General features: G+C 72.6%; 14 protein-coding genes. 7 read left to right on the top strand and 7 right to left on the bottom strand.

Annotated features, from left to right (window positions below; translation table 11 throughout):
* Nucleotides 1–12: 12 nt before the first annotated feature.
* From KBZ10_RS22685 to KBZ10_RS22665, 5 genes are read left to right on the top strand one after another with little or no spacing between them, the layout of a single operon-like run.
* A complete protein-coding gene (locus tag KBZ10_RS22685) occupies nt 13–921 on the top strand; it encodes an enoyl-CoA hydratase/isomerase family protein (protein ID WP_247702807.1) in 909 nt (302 codons plus the stop codon).
* Nucleotides 918–2,651 (top strand): AMP-binding protein, encoded by a 1,734-nt coding sequence (locus KBZ10_RS22680; protein ID WP_210989550.1) that lies wholly within the window; start codon nt 918–920, stop codon nt 2,649–2,651. The genes KBZ10_RS22685 and KBZ10_RS22680 overlap by 4 nt, the downstream gene beginning before the upstream one ends.
* Nucleotides 2,648–3,205 carry a thioesterase family protein gene (locus tag KBZ10_RS22675; RefSeq protein WP_210989549.1) on the top strand — a complete coding sequence of 186 codons (558 nt, stop codon included), beginning with the start codon at nt 2,648–2,650 and terminating at the stop codon, nt 3,203–3,205. Before KBZ10_RS22680 ends, KBZ10_RS22675 begins: the two co-directional genes overlap by 4 nt.
* Nucleotides 3,196–4,836, top strand: a complete 1,641-nt coding sequence (locus tag KBZ10_RS22670) for an amidohydrolase (protein WP_210989548.1) — start codon at nt 3,196–3,198, stop codon at nt 4,834–4,836. The genes KBZ10_RS22675 and KBZ10_RS22670 overlap by 10 nt, the downstream gene beginning before the upstream one ends.
* Nucleotides 4,837–4,846: 10 nt before the next feature.
* Entirely contained in the window at nt 4,847–5,509 is a 663-nt protein-coding gene (locus KBZ10_RS22665) for a TetR/AcrR family transcriptional regulator (protein WP_210989547.1), read from the top strand.
* Between the two features lie 40 nt (nt 5,510–5,549).
* Here the strand turns inward: KBZ10_RS22665 and KBZ10_RS22660 are convergent, their stop codons facing one another.
* Nucleotides 5,550–6,047 carry a MarR family winged helix-turn-helix transcriptional regulator gene (locus KBZ10_RS22660; RefSeq protein ID WP_210989546.1) on the bottom strand — a complete coding sequence of 166 codons (498 nt, stop codon included), beginning with the start codon at nt 6,045–6,047 and terminating at the stop codon, nt 5,550–5,552.
* Between the two features lie 155 nt (nt 6,048–6,202).
* Here KBZ10_RS22660 and KBZ10_RS22655 point away from each other — a divergent pair, with 155 nt between their 5' ends.
* Nucleotides 6,203–7,030, top strand: a complete 828-nt coding sequence (locus KBZ10_RS22655) for a trans-aconitate 2-methyltransferase (RefSeq protein ID WP_210989545.1) — start codon at nt 6,203–6,205, stop codon at nt 7,028–7,030.
* A gap of 81 nt (nt 7,031–7,111) precedes the next feature.
* Here KBZ10_RS22655 and KBZ10_RS22650 read toward each other — a convergent pair whose 3' ends face one another.
* Nucleotides 7,112–7,801 (bottom strand): TetR/AcrR family transcriptional regulator, encoded by a 690-nt coding sequence (locus KBZ10_RS22650; RefSeq protein WP_210989544.1) that lies wholly within the window; start codon nt 7,799–7,801, stop codon nt 7,112–7,114.
* Nucleotides 7,798–8,802: a fatty acid desaturase gene (locus KBZ10_RS22645; protein ID WP_210989543.1), complete on the bottom strand. Its 1,005-nt coding sequence runs from the start codon at nt 8,800–8,802 to the stop codon at nt 7,798–7,800. Before KBZ10_RS22645 ends, KBZ10_RS22650 begins: the two co-directional genes overlap by 4 nt.
* A gap of 193 nt (nt 8,803–8,995) precedes the next feature.
* Between KBZ10_RS22645 and ppc the strand changes: the two genes are divergently transcribed.
* Nucleotides 8,996–11,737, top strand: coding sequence for a phosphoenolpyruvate carboxylase (ppc, locus tag KBZ10_RS22640; RefSeq protein ID WP_210989542.1), 2,742 nt, complete (start codon nt 8,996–8,998; stop codon nt 11,735–11,737).
* A gap of 121 nt (nt 11,738–11,858) precedes the next feature.
* Here the strand turns inward: ppc and KBZ10_RS22635 are convergent, their stop codons facing one another.
* The 4 genes from KBZ10_RS22635 to KBZ10_RS22620 form a co-directional block, all read right to left on the bottom strand.
* The gene (locus KBZ10_RS22635) at nt 11,859–12,389 is read right to left on the bottom strand and encodes a hypothetical protein (protein WP_210989541.1); all 531 of its coding nucleotides are present in this window, start codon (nt 12,387–12,389) and stop codon (nt 11,859–11,861) included.
* Between the two features lie 92 nt (nt 12,390–12,481).
* On the bottom strand, nt 12,482–13,072 hold the full coding sequence (gene pth, locus KBZ10_RS22630; protein WP_210989540.1) for an aminoacyl-tRNA hydrolase: 591 nt from the start codon (nt 13,070–13,072) through the stop codon (nt 12,482–12,484).
* A gap of 156 nt (nt 13,073–13,228) precedes the next feature.
* Entirely contained in the window at nt 13,229–13,822 is a 594-nt protein-coding gene (locus KBZ10_RS22625; RefSeq protein ID WP_210989539.1) for a 50S ribosomal protein L25/general stress protein Ctc, read from the bottom strand.
* A gap of 261 nt (nt 13,823–14,083) precedes the next feature.
* On the bottom strand, nt 14,084–15,061 hold the full coding sequence (locus tag KBZ10_RS22620) for a ribose-phosphate diphosphokinase (RefSeq protein WP_210989538.1): 978 nt from the start codon (nt 15,059–15,061) through the stop codon (nt 14,084–14,086).
* Between the last annotated feature and the right edge of the window lies 1 nt (nt 15,062).

The following is a 15,062-nucleotide window of genomic DNA, read 5'->3' as shown; positions in this document are numbered from 1 at the left end:
AAAAAGGACAGCATGTCGACAGTGACGGAGACGGGGCACCCGGAGCGGGACCCGGTGCGGTACGAACGGAACGGCCCGGTGGCCGTGATCGAGCTGCACCGGCCGCACCGTCTCAACGCGGTCACCGACGAGGTCAGCCGCGAGCTGGTCGCCGCGCTGCGGCGCGCCGTCGCGGAAGGCGCCCGGGCCGTGGTCCTCACCGGCGCAGGGCGGGCCTTCTGCAGCGGGCACGACCTCAAGGAACCCGCCCCGGCCGAGGAGCCGCTGGCGGCCAGGGAGCGGCTGGAGCGGTTGCAGGACGTCACCCGGACGATCAAGCGCAGCCCGGTCCCGGTGATCGCCGCCGTACACGGCTGGGCGGTGGGCGCGGGCGTCGAATGGGCCCTGGCCTGCGATCTGGTGGTGGCGGCCGAGAACACCCGCTTCATGTTCCCGGAGGCGGGCGTCGGGCTCACCGTGACCAATGGCGTCTCGCAGCTGCTGGCCGCCGTCCTCGGACCGCAGCGCGCCAAGTATCTGCTGATGACCGGCGCGGGCTTCACCGCGGCGGAGGCGCACGGATGGGGCCTGGTCAACGAGGTTGTGCCGGAGGGAGAACACCGCCGGCACGCGCTGGAACTGGCCGGGAAGCTGCTCGACAAGCCGCCCCTGGCGCTCGCCCTCGCCAAGGAGACCCTCGACCGGGGGCTTGGCGCCGGACTGGAGGAGACACTCGCCATGGAAGTGGACCTGTCCCTGCGGGTGGTCGACACCGGCGCGGGCCCCGGCGGCGCGGCCCCGGGCTCCGGCGCGGCCCCGGGCTCCGGCGCGGCCCCGGACTCCGGCGTGGCCCCGGGCTCCGGCACCGACTCCGTCTCCGGTGCCGGCCCTGACGCCCGCCGTGCCACCGCGGTGCCGCGGCCCGGGCGGAGGCAGCCATGACCGGCCGCACCCCCGGGCACAGCGCGGCGGGCTCCACGCCGGCGGCCGCACCCGTACCCGGCTCCGCACCCGTACCCGGCCCCGTACCCGGCCCCGCACCGGAACCCCGCACCCTCGGGGCACTGCTCCGCGGCGCGGCCCGGGAGCACGGGCACCGGGTGGCGTGGGTCTTCCCCCATGCCACCCGGCCGCGCTGGACCTTCGCCGAGATCGACGCGGCGGTGGACCGGATCAGCGCGTTCCTCCGGCGCTCCACCGCGCCGGGGGACCGGGTGGCGGTGATGCTGCCGAACGTGCCGGAGTTCCCGCTGCTGTGGCTGGCCGCCGCCCGGTCCGGACGGACCGTCGTACCCGTCAACACCCAGGCCCGCACCGCCGACGCGGCACATCTGCTGCGCGACGCCGGTCCCCGGCTCGCGGTCACCACGCCCGCGTACGCGGACGTGCTCGCGGCCGCCGCCGGACAGGCGGGCCTCACCGGCTTCACCGTCGTACCGGCGGACGATCTACCGGCCGGCCCGGCCGGCCCGGACTCCTCCGGCGTCCCGGAGCCGGGGGAGGCCGGGGTGGCCGGCCGGCCGGGGGAGTCCGGGGACTCCGCGGACTCCGCGGCCCCGGGGAGCCCGGTGAACATCCAGTACACCTCGGGCACCACCGGGCTGCCCAAGGGCTGCATGCTCAGCCACCGCTACTGGCTCACCATCGCGCACGCCCTGCGGACGAACTTCCCGCGGCTCGACGCGGACGACGTCCTCTACACCGCTCAGCCGTTCAGCTACATGGACCCGCAGTGGAACGTGGTGGCCGCGCTGCGTTCCGGCGCCCGGCTGGTGGTGGCGGACCGGTTCAGCGCGAGCCGGATGTGGGCCGACATCCGCGCCCACGGCGTGACGGTCTTCTACTGCCTGGGCATGATGCCGGCCGCGCTGCTGGCCCAGCCGCCGCATCCGGACGACCGGAACCACGCGGTCCGGGCGGTCCTGGCCTCCGGCATCCCCACCGGACTGCACCGGGCGCTGGAGGAGCGCTGGGGGGTGCCCTGGTACGAGGCGTTCGGCATGACCGAATCCGGCGCCGACCTCGTCGTCACCCCGGAGGACCACGACCAGACCGTCGGCACCGGGTGCATCGGCCGGCCCCAGCCCGGCAAGCGGATCGACATCGTCGACGACGCCGGCCGGCCGGTGGAGCCGGGGCAGCCGGGCGAACTGGTGATCTCCGGCGAGGGGCTGATGGACGGCTACTGGGGGCAGCCCGAGGCCACCGCCCGGGTTCTGCGCGCCGGCCGCCTGCACACCGGGGACCGGGTGCGGGCGGACGCCGAGGGCCGGATCTACTACCTGACCCGCACCAAGGACATGGTCCGCCGGTCCGGGGAGAACGTCTCGGCCCGTGAGGTGGAGGCGGTCGTCGAGTCCCACCCCGCGGTGCGGACCGCCGCGGTCGTTCCGGAACCGGACGCCGTCCGCGGCGAGGAGGTCAAGGTGTTCGTCGTGCCGGCCGGCGGAGAGCGGCCGGATCCCCGGGACCTGCTGGAGTTCTGCCGGGAACGGCTGGCCTCCTTCAAGGTCCCGCGCTACTGGTGTGTGCGCTCCGAGCTGCCCCGCACCCCCTCGGAACGGGTGGCCAAGGGAGAGCTGCGCGCCGACCGCGGCCCCTGCTGGGACGCCGCCGCGCGGCCCGCGGAGCCCCCGCCGCCCGCGGGCGGTACGGCGGGAGGCCGGCCGTGACGGGGGGCTCCGGAGGCGCGCCCGCGCACGGTGGGGACGCGGGCGCCGGCACGGGCTCCGCCGCCACCGGAGTCCCCGGCAGCTTCCGCACCACGACCGAGGTCGCCTGGGACGAACTCGACGCGCTGGGCGTCCTGCACCACGCCCGGTTCCCCGTGCACGCCGAGCGGGCCTTCAGCCGGCTGCTCGACACCATGGGCTACCCCTACGACCCCGACCCCGCGGTCCACCCCGAGCGCCACCATGTGGTGGCCCGGCTCGACATCACGTTCACCGGCCCCGTCGACCGGCCCGGCACGCTCCACATCGAGCAACGGGTGACCGCCCTCGGCCGCACCAGCCTCACGACCGGCTTCACCGTCATGGCGGCCGACGGTGACGGCGCCGCGGCCGGAGCCGTCGCCGAAGGGGCCCGCACCGCCGTCCACATCGACCGGGCCACCCGGCGGCCGCGGCCCTGGAGCGAGGAGTTCCGCGCCCGGCTGCGCGCCGCGCTCGCCGGACCGCCAGCGGCCCGCGACGGGGGCCGGAAGGAGACCACGCCATGGACGTAGACGTCGTCTACCGCAACGCCCGGATCCTCACCATGGATCCGGACCGCCCCCGGGCCGGGGCCTTCGCCGTCCTCGGGGACCGGATCGTGGCGGTCGGCGGACCGGAGACCGCGGGGCTGTCCGCCCGCCGCACCGTCGATCTCGCCGGGCGGTGCGTGCTGCCCGGCTTCCACGACGCCCACAACCACATGGCCTGGTACGGGCTGAGCCTGGACGAACTCGACCTCTCCCCGGGGCGGGTGGCCCGGGTGGAGGACGTCTACGACCTGGTGGCCCGGGAGGCCGCGCGCCGCCCGCCCGGTGAGTGGATCATCGGGGCGGGCTACGACCAGAACCGGATGGCCGGCGGGCATCCGACGGCTGCCGGGCTGGACCGGGCGGCACCCCACCACCCCGTCTGGCTGAAGCACACCAGCGGGCACATGTGCGCGGTCAACTCCGCGGTCCTGACCCGCTGCGGGGCGGACACGGCCCCCGACCCGGACGGCGGGCGCATCGTGCGCGACGCCGCCGGGGCACCCACCGGACTGCTCCAGGAACGCGCCCAGGAACTGGTGCGGAACCTGCTCGTCCCGTTCCCCGCCGGTGTGCTGGCGCGGGCCCTCGGGGCCGCCGCCCGCCGCTACGCCGCCGAGGGCATCACCTCGGTGCAGGAGGCGGGCATCGGCGGCGGCTGGATCGGGCACAGCGGGGTGGAGATCGCCGCCTACCAGCAGGCCCGGGACGAGGACGCGCTGCTGCAGCGGGTGACGCTCATGCCCGCCTCCGATGTGCTGCACCCGCTTCCGGGGCACGCCGACGACCCGTACCGCTCCGGCCTCGACCTCGGCATCCGCACCGGCTTCGGCGACGACCGGCTGCGCCTCGGCGCGGTCAAGGTGTTCTCCGACGGTTCGCTCATCGGCCGGACGTCGGCGATGTGCTGCGACTTCGCCGACGACCCCGGCAACCGGGGCTATCTGCAGGCGGGGGAGGAGGAGCTGGCCGCCACGATCATCGCCGCCCACCGGGCCGGCTGGCAGGTGGCCACCCACGCGATCGGCGACCGGGCCGTGGACGTCGTGCTGTCGGCGTACGAGGAGGCGCAGCGGCGGTACCCGCGGCACGATCCGCGCCACCGGATCGAGCACTGCGCGGTCACCTCCCCGGAACAGGTGGAGCGCGTCGTCCGGCTGGGCGTGATCCCGGTGCCGCAGGGCTCGCTGGTGCGGGAGGCGGGGGACGGTATGGCGGAGGCCCTCGGGCCGGAGCGCGCCGACTGGTGCTACCGGGTGCGCAGTTTCACCGACCGGGGTGTGGAGGTGCCCGGGAGCTCCGACCGGCCGGTGGCCGGCGGTGCGCCGCTGGCCGGCATCCACGCCCTGGTGACCCGGCGGACGGCGGGCGGCCGGGTGCTGGCGCCGGGCGAGCGGGTCGACGTGGCGACGGCGCTGCGGAGTTACACGGTCGGCTCCGCCCACGCGGCGCACGCCGAGCGGACCCGCGGCAGGATCGCGCCCGGCTTCCTGGCGGACTTCGCGGTGCTCGACGCGGACCCGGCCGGGGTGGACCCGGACGCGCTGCCGGAGATCGGTGTGCTGGCGACCGTCGTCGGCGGCCGGGCCGTTCACGACCTCGGGGTCCTGACTTAGGGTGGGCGCCATGTCTTCGTACCAGCGTCTCCGGGCCAGTGCCCTGGAGCTCTTCGCGACCCGCGGGTTCCAGGCCACCGGCATCCGGGACCTCGCCGCGGGGGCGGGGATATCGCTGGCGACTCTCTACCACTACATGGACAGCAAGGAAGACCTGCTCGTCCGCCTGATGCGGGAGTCCCTGGGGCGGCTCAACGCCGATGCGCGCACCGTGCTGGCCGAGGCCGCCTCGCCCGTGGAGCGGCTGGCGGGGCTGACCGTCATGCACGTCTTCGCCCACGGCCTGCGCCGCACGGAGACGCTGGTGGTCGACCGGGAGCTGCGGGCCCTGAAGGAGGAGTCCCGCCAGGCCGTCGTGGCCCTGCGGGACGAGTACGAGGCGATGTGGGCGCGCCAGCTCGCGGACGGCACCGCAGACGGCACCCTGCTGGTGCCCGACGTCCGGGTGACGCGGCTGGCCCTGCTCGCGATGTGCACGGGCGTCGCCTACTGGTATTCGGAGAAGGGCGAGCTGGATCTCGACGAGGTCGCCGTGGTGCACGCGGATCTCGTGCTGGCCCAGGTCGGCGCCCGGCGGGGATCGCGCCCGGTGCGCCTGGCGGACCTGGACCTTCCGCCGGTGAGCTGGTTCCGGGAGCTGGCGGTCCGCGAGGAGCGGCAGCCCGCCCCCTGAGGCCGCGGCCGGTCGCGGCGGCGGGGGCCCGGCTACCCGCTCAGCCGGGCACGTTGTCGAACGGCGCCGTCAACCGCCGCAGCAGCCCGGCGAGTTCGCGGCGCTGTTCGCGCGACAGTTCCGCGAGGATGGCCCGTTCCTGGGTGAGCAGTCCGGCGAGCGCCCGGTCGGCGCGGTCCCGGCCCTCGGGCGTGAGCCGGACGAGGACTCCGCGCCGGTCGCTGGGGTCGGGCAGCCGCTCGACGAGACCTTTCTTGGCGAGCCGGTCGATGCGGTTCGTCATGGTGCCGGAGGTCACCAGGGTCTGGGTGAGGAGCTGGCCGGGGGAGAGCTGGTACGGCGCCCCGGCGCGGCGCAGCGCGGTGAGGACGTCGAACTCCCAGGACTCCAGGGCGTGCTCGGTGAAGGCCAGCCGCCGGGCGCGGTCGAGATGGCGCGCGAGCCGGCTGATCCGGCTGAGCACTTCCAGCGGCTCCACGTCGAGGTCCGGGCGCTCCCGGCGCCAGGCCCCGACCAGCCGATCGACCTCGTCCTCCATACCGATCAGTGTAGTAGGTCTGTCGACATGAAGTCTCTTGATGTCAAATATCTCGATGTCGAGGATAATGCGTGGCGGGCACGTGACACGGGCATCGATCGGCCCGACAGCACTTCCCCGTTCACCCACCGCACCGGCACCGAGAGGTTCCCACGATGCAGAAACCCCAGAGTCCGACCTGGGACCCGCAGCAGTACCTCCGCCACTCCGGCCACCGCACCAGGCCCTTCCACGACCTCCTCGCCCGCATCCCCGACCTGCCGGCCCACGGCCGCCCGGCGCGCATCGCCGACCTCGGCTGCGGCCCGGGCAACATCACCGCGCTCCTCGCCGGCCGCTGGCCCGACGCCCGCATCACCGGCTACGACAACTCCCCTGACATGCTCGCCGAAGCCGCCCGCCACGCCGGCCCCACCCCCGGCGGCGGCAGCCTCTCCTTCCGGCACGCCGACGCCGCCGACTGGGTACCGGAGGAGCGCTACGACCTGATCGTCAGCAGCGCCGCCCTCCAGTGGGTGCCCGGCCACGCCAAGTCCTTCCCGGCCTGGATCGACGCCCTCACCCCCGGCGGCACCCTCGCCTTACAGGTCCCCGGCAACTTCACCTCGCCCAGCCACGCCATCCTCGGCGATCTCTGCGACACCCCGGAATGGCGCGAGCGGATCGGCCGCCACGGCCGCCGCTACGTCCACATCTACGAACCGTGGGAGTACCTCACCCAGCTCACCGGCCTCGGCTGCGAGACCGATGCCTGGGAGACCACCTACATACAGCTGCTCCAGGGCGAGGACCCGGTACTCGACTGGGTCAAGGGCACCGCGCTCCGCCCCGTTCTCACCGCGCTCGCCGACGACGAGGACGCCCGCACCGCGTTCCTCGGCCAGTACCGCGACCTGCTCCGCAAGGCCTACCCGCCCGGCCCGCACGGCACCGTCTTCCCGTTCCGGCGGATCTTCGCCGTCGCCCGGAAACGGGACACATGAGGAAACGCCCCGCCCCGGGGCAAGCACAGCCCCGGGGCGGGGCGGCACGTCCGGCCCGGCCCCGGCCCGGCGGGAAACCGTTCAGCTCTTGCGGTGACCTATCAGCCGGGGCTTCTGCTCCATGCCGTCCAGGCCGTGCCAGGCGAGATTGACCAGATGGGCGGCGACCTCCGCCTTCTTCGGCTTCCGCGCGTCCAGCCACCACTGGCCCGTCAGGGCGACCATCCCCACCAGCGCCTGCGCGTACAGCGGGGCCAGCTTCGGATCAAAGCCGCGGGCCTTGAACTCCAGCCCGAGGATGTCCTCCACCTGTGTGGCGATATCGCTGATCAGCGAGGCGAAGGTGCCCGTCGACTGGGCCACCGGGGAATCCCGGACCAGGATCCGGAAGCCGTCCGTGTAGGTCTCGATGTAGTCCAGCAGGGCGAACGCCGCCTGCTCCAGCAGCTCCCGCGGATGCCCGGCCGTCAGGCCGTTGGTGACCATCTCCAGGAGCTTGCGCATCTCCCGGTCCACCACCACCGCGTAGAGCCCCTCCTTGCCGCCGAAGTGCTCGTAGACCACCGGCTTGGAAACCCCGGCCTTCGCCGCGATCTCCTCCACCGACGTGCCCTCGAAGCCCCTCTCGGCGAACAGCGTGCGGCCGATGTCCAGCAGCTGCTCGCGGCGCTCCTTGCCCGTCATCCGTACGCGTCGGCCGCGCCGGCCACCCGGACCCGGGGTCTTGCTCTTCTCGCCACTGCTTCCATCGCTCGCCACATGCTCAATCATGCCGCCTTCGCGGCCTCGTCTTCACGGGAGTTACCGGTCTTCCGCCGGGACTCCACCCGCTCCTTGCTCGGCCACCGGACATCGTGGGCCCAGCCGAGCAGCTCGAACCAGCGGATCAGCCGGGCGCTGGAATCCACCTGGCCGCGCATCACACCGTGCCGGGCGGACGTCGGGTCCGCGTGGTGCAGGTTGTGCCAGGACTCGCCGCAGGACAGCACCGCCAGCCACCAGACGTTGCCCGAGCGGTCCCGCGACTTGAACGGCCGCTTGCCGACCGCGTGGCAGATGGAGTTGATCGACCAGGTGACGTGGTGCAGCAGCGCCACCCGCACCAGGGAACCCCAGAAGAAGGCCGTCACCGCGCCCTGCCAGGACCAGGTCACCAGCCCGCCGACCAGCGGCGGGATCGCCAGCGACACCGTCGTCCACAGCATGAACTGGCGGGAGATCCGGCGGATCGCCGGATCCTTGATCAGATCCGGGGCGTACTTCTGCTGCGACGTCTGCTCCTCGTCGAACATCCAGCCGATGTGCGCCCACCACAGCCCCTTCATCAGGGCCGGGACGGTCTCACCGAACCGCCACGGCGAGTGGGGATCGCCCTCGGCGTCGGAGAACTTGTGGTGCTTGCGGTGGTCCGCCACCCAGCGCACCACCGGGCCCTCCACGGCCATCGACCCGGCGATGGCCAGGGCGATCCGCAGCGGCCGCGCGGCCTTGAAGGACCCGTGGGTGAAATAGCGGTGGAAGCCGATGGTGATGCCGTGGCAGCCGAGGAAGTACATGAACACCATCAGGCCCAGATCCAGCCAGCTCACCCCCCAGCCCCACGCCAGCGGCACCGCCGCGACCAGCGCCAGGAACGGCACCGTGATGAACAGGAGCAGCGCGATCTGCTCGATGGACCTCTTGCTGTCACCACCGAGGGTGGCGGACGGAACGGGAGAAGGGGTGACGGCGGACTGCGGGGCGTCGTCGATCACATCGGAACGTGGGGTCATGCGGGGGAGTCCCTCACCGAACTGGGGGCATGGCTACGGATGCGTAACCTACGGCATCGTAAGTATGGCAGTGCTCCCCACGGGGTCAATGGCCTGTGGATAACGTGGTGCGCCGGGCACCTATCCTGGTGGGCGCCGGACAGCGCGGTCCGCACCCCGCCCATCGTGCTCATCCACGCAAGGAGCCGCACCTGTGAGCAGTGCCGACCTCACCCCCGAGACCGACGACAACGCACCGCTGCGCGCTGACATCCGGCGTCTCGGCGACCTCCTCGGTGAGACCCTCGTCCGCCAGGAGGGGGCCGAGCTCCTGGAGCTCGTCGAGCGCGTCCGCGCCCTCACCCGCACGGACGGCGAAGCCGCCGCCAAGCTCCTCGGCGAGACCGACCTGCCCACCGCCGGCAAGCTCGTACGGGCCTTCTCCACCTACTTCCACCTGGCGAACATCACCGAGCAGGTGCACCGGGGCCGCGAGCTGCGCGCCCGCCGCGCCGCCGAGGGCGGCCTCCTCGCCCGTACCGCCGACCGGCTGAAGGACGCCGACCCCGGGCATCTGCGCCAGACCGTCCAGAACCTCAACGTGCGGCCCGTCTTCACCGCGCACCCCACCGAGGCCGCCCGGCGCAGCGTCCTCAACAAGCTCCGCCGCATCGCCGCCCTCCTGGAGGAGTCCGTCGGCAGCGGCAGCGGCGACCGCCGCCGCCACGACCTGCGCCTCGCCGAGAACATCGACCTCGTCTGGCAGACCGACGAGCTCCGCGTCGTCCGCCCCGAACCCGCCGACGAGGCCCGCAACGCCATCTACTACCTCGACGAACTGCACGCCGAAGCCGTCGGCGACGTCCTGGAGGACCTCTCCGCCGAGCTGGAGCGGGTCGGCGTCGAGCTGCCCGCCGGCACCCGCCCCCTCACCTTCGGCACCTGGATCGGCGGCGACCGCGACGGCAACCCCAACGTCACCCCCGAGGTCACCCGCGACGTGCTGATCCTCCAGCACGAGCACGGCATCACCGACGCCCTCCGGCTCATCGACGAACTCCGCGGCCTCCTCTCCAACTCCATCCGCTACACCGGCGCCACCCAGGAACTCCTCGACTCCCTCTCCCTCGACCTGGAGCGGCTCCCCGGCATCAGCCCCCGCTACAAGCGGCTCAACGCCGAGGAGCCCTACCGCCTCAAGGCCACCGCCATCCGCCAGAAGCTCCTCAACACCCGGCAGCGGCTCGCCACCGGCACCCCCCACCAGGAGGGCCGCGACTACCTCGGCACCTCCGAACTCCTGGCCGACCTCGTCCTCATCCAGGAATCGCTCCGGGCCCACCGCGGCGGCCTGTTCGCCGACGGCCACCTCGACCGCACCATCCGCACCCTCGCCGCCTTCGGCCTCCAGCTCGCCACCATGGACGTCCGCGAACACGCCGACGCCCACCACCACACCCTCGGCCAGCTGTTCGACCGCCTCGGCGAGGAATCCTGGCGCTACGCCGACATGCCGCGCGACTACCGCGCCAAGCTGCTGGCCAAGGAACTCCGCTCCCGCCGCCCGCTCGCCCCCAGCCCCGCCCCCCTCGACGCCGCCGGCGCCAAGACCCTCGGCGTCTTCGAGACCATCCGCGACGCCAAGGAACGCTTCGGGCCCGAGGTCATCGAGTCGTACATCATCTCGATGTGCCAGGGCGCCGACGACGTCTTCGCCGCCACCGTCCTCGCCCGCGAGGCCGGCCTCGTCGACCTCCACGCCGGCTGGGCCCAGATCGGCATCGTCCCGCTCCTGGAAACCACCGACGAACTCCGCGCCGCCGACGTCATCCTCGACGACATGCTCGCCGACCCCTCCTACCGGCGGCTCGTCGCCCTCCGCGGCGACGTCCAGGAGGTCATGCTCGGCTACTCCGACTCCTCCAAGTTCGGCGGCATCACCACCAGCCAGTGGGAGATCCACCGCGCCCAGCGCCGCCTTCGCGACGTCGCCCACCGCCACGGCGTACGGCTCCGCCTCTTCCACGGCCGCGGCGGCACGGTCGGCCGCGGCGGCGGCCCCTCCCACGACGCCATCCTCGCCCAGCCCTGGGGCACCCTGGAGGGCGAGATCAAGGTCACCGAACAGGGCGAGGTCATCTCCGACAAGTACCTCGTCCCCTCCCTCGCCCGGGAGAACCTGGAACTCACCGTCGCCGCCACCCTCCAGGCCTCCGCCCTGCACACGGCCCCCCGCCAGTCCGACGAGGCCCTCGCCCGCTGGGACGCGGCCATGGACACCGTCTCCGACGCCGCCCACAGCGCCTACCGCCGCCTCGTCGACGACCCCGACCTGCCCGCCTACTTCTTCGCCTCCACCCCCGTCGACCAGCTCGCCGAACTCCACCTCGGCTCCCGGCCCTCCCGCCGGCCCGACAGCGGCGCCGGCCTCGACGGACTCCGCGCGATCCCGTGGGTCTTCGGCTGGACCCAGTCCCGGCAGATCGTCCCCGGCTGGTTCGGTGTCGGCTCCGGCCTCAAGGCCGCCCGCGAAGCGGGACTCGACACCGTCATGGACGAGATGTTCCAGCGCTGGCACTTCTTCCGGAACTTCCTCTCCAACGTGGAGATGACCCTCGCCAAGACCGACCTGCGCATCGCCCGGCACTACGTCGAAACCCTTGTCCCCGACGACCTCCGGCACGTCTTCGGCACCATCGAGGCCGAACACGACCTCACCGTCCGGGAAGTCCTCCGCATCACCGGCGGCGAACGGCTGCTCGACTCCAACCCGGTCCTCCAGCAGACCTTCCGCATCCGCGACGCCTACCTCGACCCGATCTCCTACCTCCAGGTCGCCCTGCTCGACCGGCAGCGCAAGGCCGCCGCCGCGGGCGAACAGCCCGACCCGCTGCTCTCCCGCGCCCTGCTGCTCACCGTCAACGGCGTCGCCGCCGGCCTCCGCAACACCGGCTGACAACCCCGGCCGCCCCCCGGCGGCCCACCCGGCCGCACCACGCGCCGGCGGCACACCCACCGGCCACGGGCTCACGACGTCACAAGGCCACAGTCACAAGGCCACAGTCACAAGGCCACAGTCACAAGGTCAGAAACGCCCCGCCCAGCAGAGCCGCACCCGCCAGCCCCAGCCCCCACGCCGTACGGCGCATCCGCAGCCCGCCCGCCACGACCAGCGCCGCCAGCAGCAACGACCCCGCGAACGGGATCCACGCGTGCAGCACGCCGCCCAGCCCCGTCCGCACCGCCTCGTCCGTACCCGGCTTCACCGCCACCGGCAACCGCTCACCACGCTTCCGGCCGGCGGCCTCCACCACCGTCACCGTCCGCTGCTCCGCCTCCCCCTCGGCCGGCGCCCCGGAGGCCTCCGCCGGCTCGAACCGCCCCTCGCACACATCCCCGTCACAGCGCTCTATGGTCACCGTGCCGCGCTCCCGCCCCTTGGTCAGCATCGCGTGCTGCGCCGCGTCCCACGAGGTGTACACCCCCGCCGTCAGCACCAGCAGAGCCACCGCCGCCATCAACGCCTGCTTACCGGCCAGCAGCAGCCCGTAGGCACTCTCACCCGCCCGGCGGACGGCGGGACGGCGCTTGGACTTCGTCGGAGCCATGCGGGCGATCCTTGGCCATGGGAAACCACCCGGTCAACCGCCGCTCCCCGGTTGCGGGACACTGTCCCGATAGGCGGCGAAAGGTGCCCCCGTCAGCCGTTGTACGTGCTCTGCGCCCGTTCCAGACCCTCCTCGACCAGGCACTCCACCGCATCCGCCGCCCGGTCCACGAAATAGTCCAGCTCCTTGCGCTCCGCCGCCGAGAAGTCCTTCAGCACGAACGCCGCCACATCCATCCGACCCGGCGGCCGCCCGATGCCGAACCGCACCCGGTGATACCCCGGCCCCATCGCCTTGGTGATCGATTTCAGCCCGTTGTGACCGTTGTCGCCCCCGCCCAGCTTCAGCCGCAGCACCCCGAAGTCGATGTCCAGCTCGTCATGGACCGCCACCACACGCTCCGCCGGCACCTTGTAGAAATCGCGCAGCGCCGACACCGGGCCCCCCGACAGATTCATGTACGACATCGGCTTGGCGACCACCACCCGGCGGCTGCCCGGCCCCGGCGCCCCCAGCCGGCCCTCCACGACCTGCGCCCGCGCCTTGTGCGCCTTGAACCGCCCGCCCAGCCGCCCGGCGAGCAGATCCGCCACCAGGAAACCGACATTGTGCCGGTTGCCCGCGTACTGCGGCCCCGGGTTGCCCAGGCCCACGACCAGCCACGGACCGTCCACATCGCTCATCTACGTCTCTCCTGCCGGGTCTGCCGGCTCCCGCCGGTCCACGGGCTCTTCCGCTACTCGGGTTTCGGGTCCAGGGATACACGACCGCCGCCCCGCTCCAGCGGAGCGGGGCGGCGGTCACAGCGCGGCGCCGCGCGCGGGCCGGGCGACGGAGGCTCAGGCCTCCCCGCCCTCGCCCTCCTCGCCCTCGCCCTCGGCCGGGGCCTCGGCCTGCGCGGAGACAACCTGCAGAACCACGGTCTCGCCGTCCACCGCGAGCGCCGTACCCTTCGGCAGCGTCACATCCTTCGCCAGGATCGAGGCGCCGGCCCCCAGACCCTCCACGGACACGGTGAACGCCTCCGGGATGTGCGTGGCCTCGGTCTCCACCGGCAGCGCGTCGAGCATGTGCTCCAGAAGGTTGCCGCCCGGAGCCAGCTCACCCTCGGTCTGGACCGGAACGTCGACCGTGACCGTCTCGCCCTTCTTCACGACCAGCAGGTCGACGTGGACCAGGAAGCCGCGAATGGCCTCACGCTGCACCGCCTTGGGAATGACCAGCTCGCTCTTGCCGCCCTCCGTGGCCAGACGGATCAGAACGTTCGGCGTCTTCAGCGCCATCATCAGGTCGTGGCCCGGAAGCGCCACATGCACCGGCTCGCCGCCGTGGCCGTACACGACACCCGGCACCTTCTCCTCGCGGCGCAGACGGCGCGCGGCGCCCTTGCCGAACTCCGAGCGGATCTCGGCGGGAATCTTCACTTCAGCCATGGCTGCACTCCTCGTACTGCGTACCGGACGGCACCGGAAACCGGCCCACCACCCGTACGGATCTGATCTGACGGCCGTCACCCGGCCCACGACAGACCTGCTACGAAGAGCGCGTCGATAACGGACACCGCACACGAGTGCGGCCTCCCTCGCCGAGCAACTCCACGAGTCTACCCGGCGGGAAGGCCGCCCCCAAACCGATCACCGGCGGCCCTCAGCGGCGGCCCCGCACCGCCACCAACAGCCGCCCCTCAAGCCCTGTCAGGCCTGCTCCTCGAAAAGACTCGTCACCGAACCGTCCTCGAACACCTCACGCACCGCGCGAGCGATCGTCGGCGCCATGGACAGCACCGTGATCTTCTCCAGCTCCAGCTCGCTCGGCGTCGGCAGCGTGTTCGTGAACACGAACTCGCTCACCTTCGAATTCTTCAGCCGGTCCGCCGCCGGGCCCGACAGCACCCCGTGCGTCGCCGTCACGATGACGTCCTCCGCACCGTTCGCGAACAGCGCGTCCGCGGCCGCCGTGATCGTGCCACCCGTGTCGATCATGTCGTCGACCAGCACACAGATCCGGCCCCTCACGTCACCGACCACCTCGTGCACCGTGACCTGGTTCGCCACGTCCTTGTCCCGCCGCTTGTGCACGATCGCCAGCGGCGCGCCCAGCCGGTCGCACCAGCGGTCGGCCACCCGCACCCGGCCCGCGTCCGGAGACACCACCGTCAGCTTGGAGCGGTCCACCTTCGCCCCCACGTAATCCGCGAGAACCGGCAGCGCGAACAGATGGTCCACCGGACCGTCGAAGAAGCCCTGGATCTGGTCCGTGTGCAGATCGACCGTGAGAATCCGGTCCGCACCCGCGCACTTCAGCAGATCCGCGATCAGCCGCGCCGAGATCGGCTCCCGGCCCCGGTGCTTCTTGTCCTGCCGGGCATAGCCGAAGAACGGCAGGATCACGGTGATGCTCCGGGCCGACGCCCGCTTCAGCGCATCGACCATGATCAACTGCTCCATGATCCACTTATTGATGGGAGCCGTGTGGCTCTGCATCAGGAAGCAGTCCGCGCCACGCGCCGACTCCTGATAACGGACGTAGATCTCACCGTTGGCGAAGTCGAACACCTTCGTCGGGACCAGGCCGACACCGAGCTGGTGCGCGACCTCCTCGGCGAGCTCGGGGTGGGCGCGGCCGGAGAAGAGCATCAGCTTCTTCTCGCCGGTCGTCTTGATCCCGGTCACA

The sequence above is a fragment of the Streptomyces sp. F63 genome (genome assembly GCF_018070345.1).
GTDB lineage: Bacteria > Actinomycetota > Actinomycetes > Streptomycetales > Streptomycetaceae > Streptomyces.
Note: the sequence above shows the minus strand (reverse complement) of the source record. Positions and strands in the feature narration are given on the sequence as shown.

Coding starts and splice junctions, on each gene's coding strand:
- pth (WP_210989540.1), bottom strand. CDS start 13,072: ATGAGCGATGTGGACGGTCCGTGGCTGGTCGTGGGCCTGGGCAACCCG.
- KBZ10_RS22685 (WP_247702807.1), top strand. CDS start 13: ATGTCGACAGTGACGGAGACGGGGCACCCGGAGCGGGACCCGGTGCGG.
- KBZ10_RS22670 (WP_210989548.1), top strand. CDS start 3,196: ATGGACGTAGACGTCGTCTACCGCAACGCCCGGATCCTCACCATGGAT.
- KBZ10_RS22625 (WP_210989539.1), bottom strand. CDS start 13,822: ATGGCTGAAGTGAAGATTCCCGCCGAGATCCGCTCGGAGTTCGGCAAG.
- KBZ10_RS22650 (WP_210989544.1), bottom strand. CDS start 7,801: ATGATTGAGCATGTGGCGAGCGATGGAAGCAGTGGCGAGAAGAGCAAG.
- KBZ10_RS22660 (WP_210989546.1), bottom strand. CDS start 6,047: ATGGAGGACGAGGTCGATCGGCTGGTCGGGGCCTGGCGCCGGGAGCGC.
- KBZ10_RS22635 (WP_210989541.1), bottom strand. CDS start 12,389: ATGGCTCCGACGAAGTCCAAGCGCCGTCCCGCCGTCCGCCGGGCGGGT.
- KBZ10_RS22645 (WP_210989543.1), bottom strand. CDS start 8,802: ATGACCCCACGTTCCGATGTGATCGACGACGCCCCGCAGTCCGCCGTC.
- KBZ10_RS22655 (WP_210989545.1), top strand. CDS start 6,203: ATGCAGAAACCCCAGAGTCCGACCTGGGACCCGCAGCAGTACCTCCGC.
- KBZ10_RS22680 (WP_210989550.1), top strand. CDS start 918: ATGACCGGCCGCACCCCCGGGCACAGCGCGGCGGGCTCCACGCCGGCG.
- KBZ10_RS22665 (WP_210989547.1), top strand. CDS start 4,847: ATGTCTTCGTACCAGCGTCTCCGGGCCAGTGCCCTGGAGCTCTTCGCG.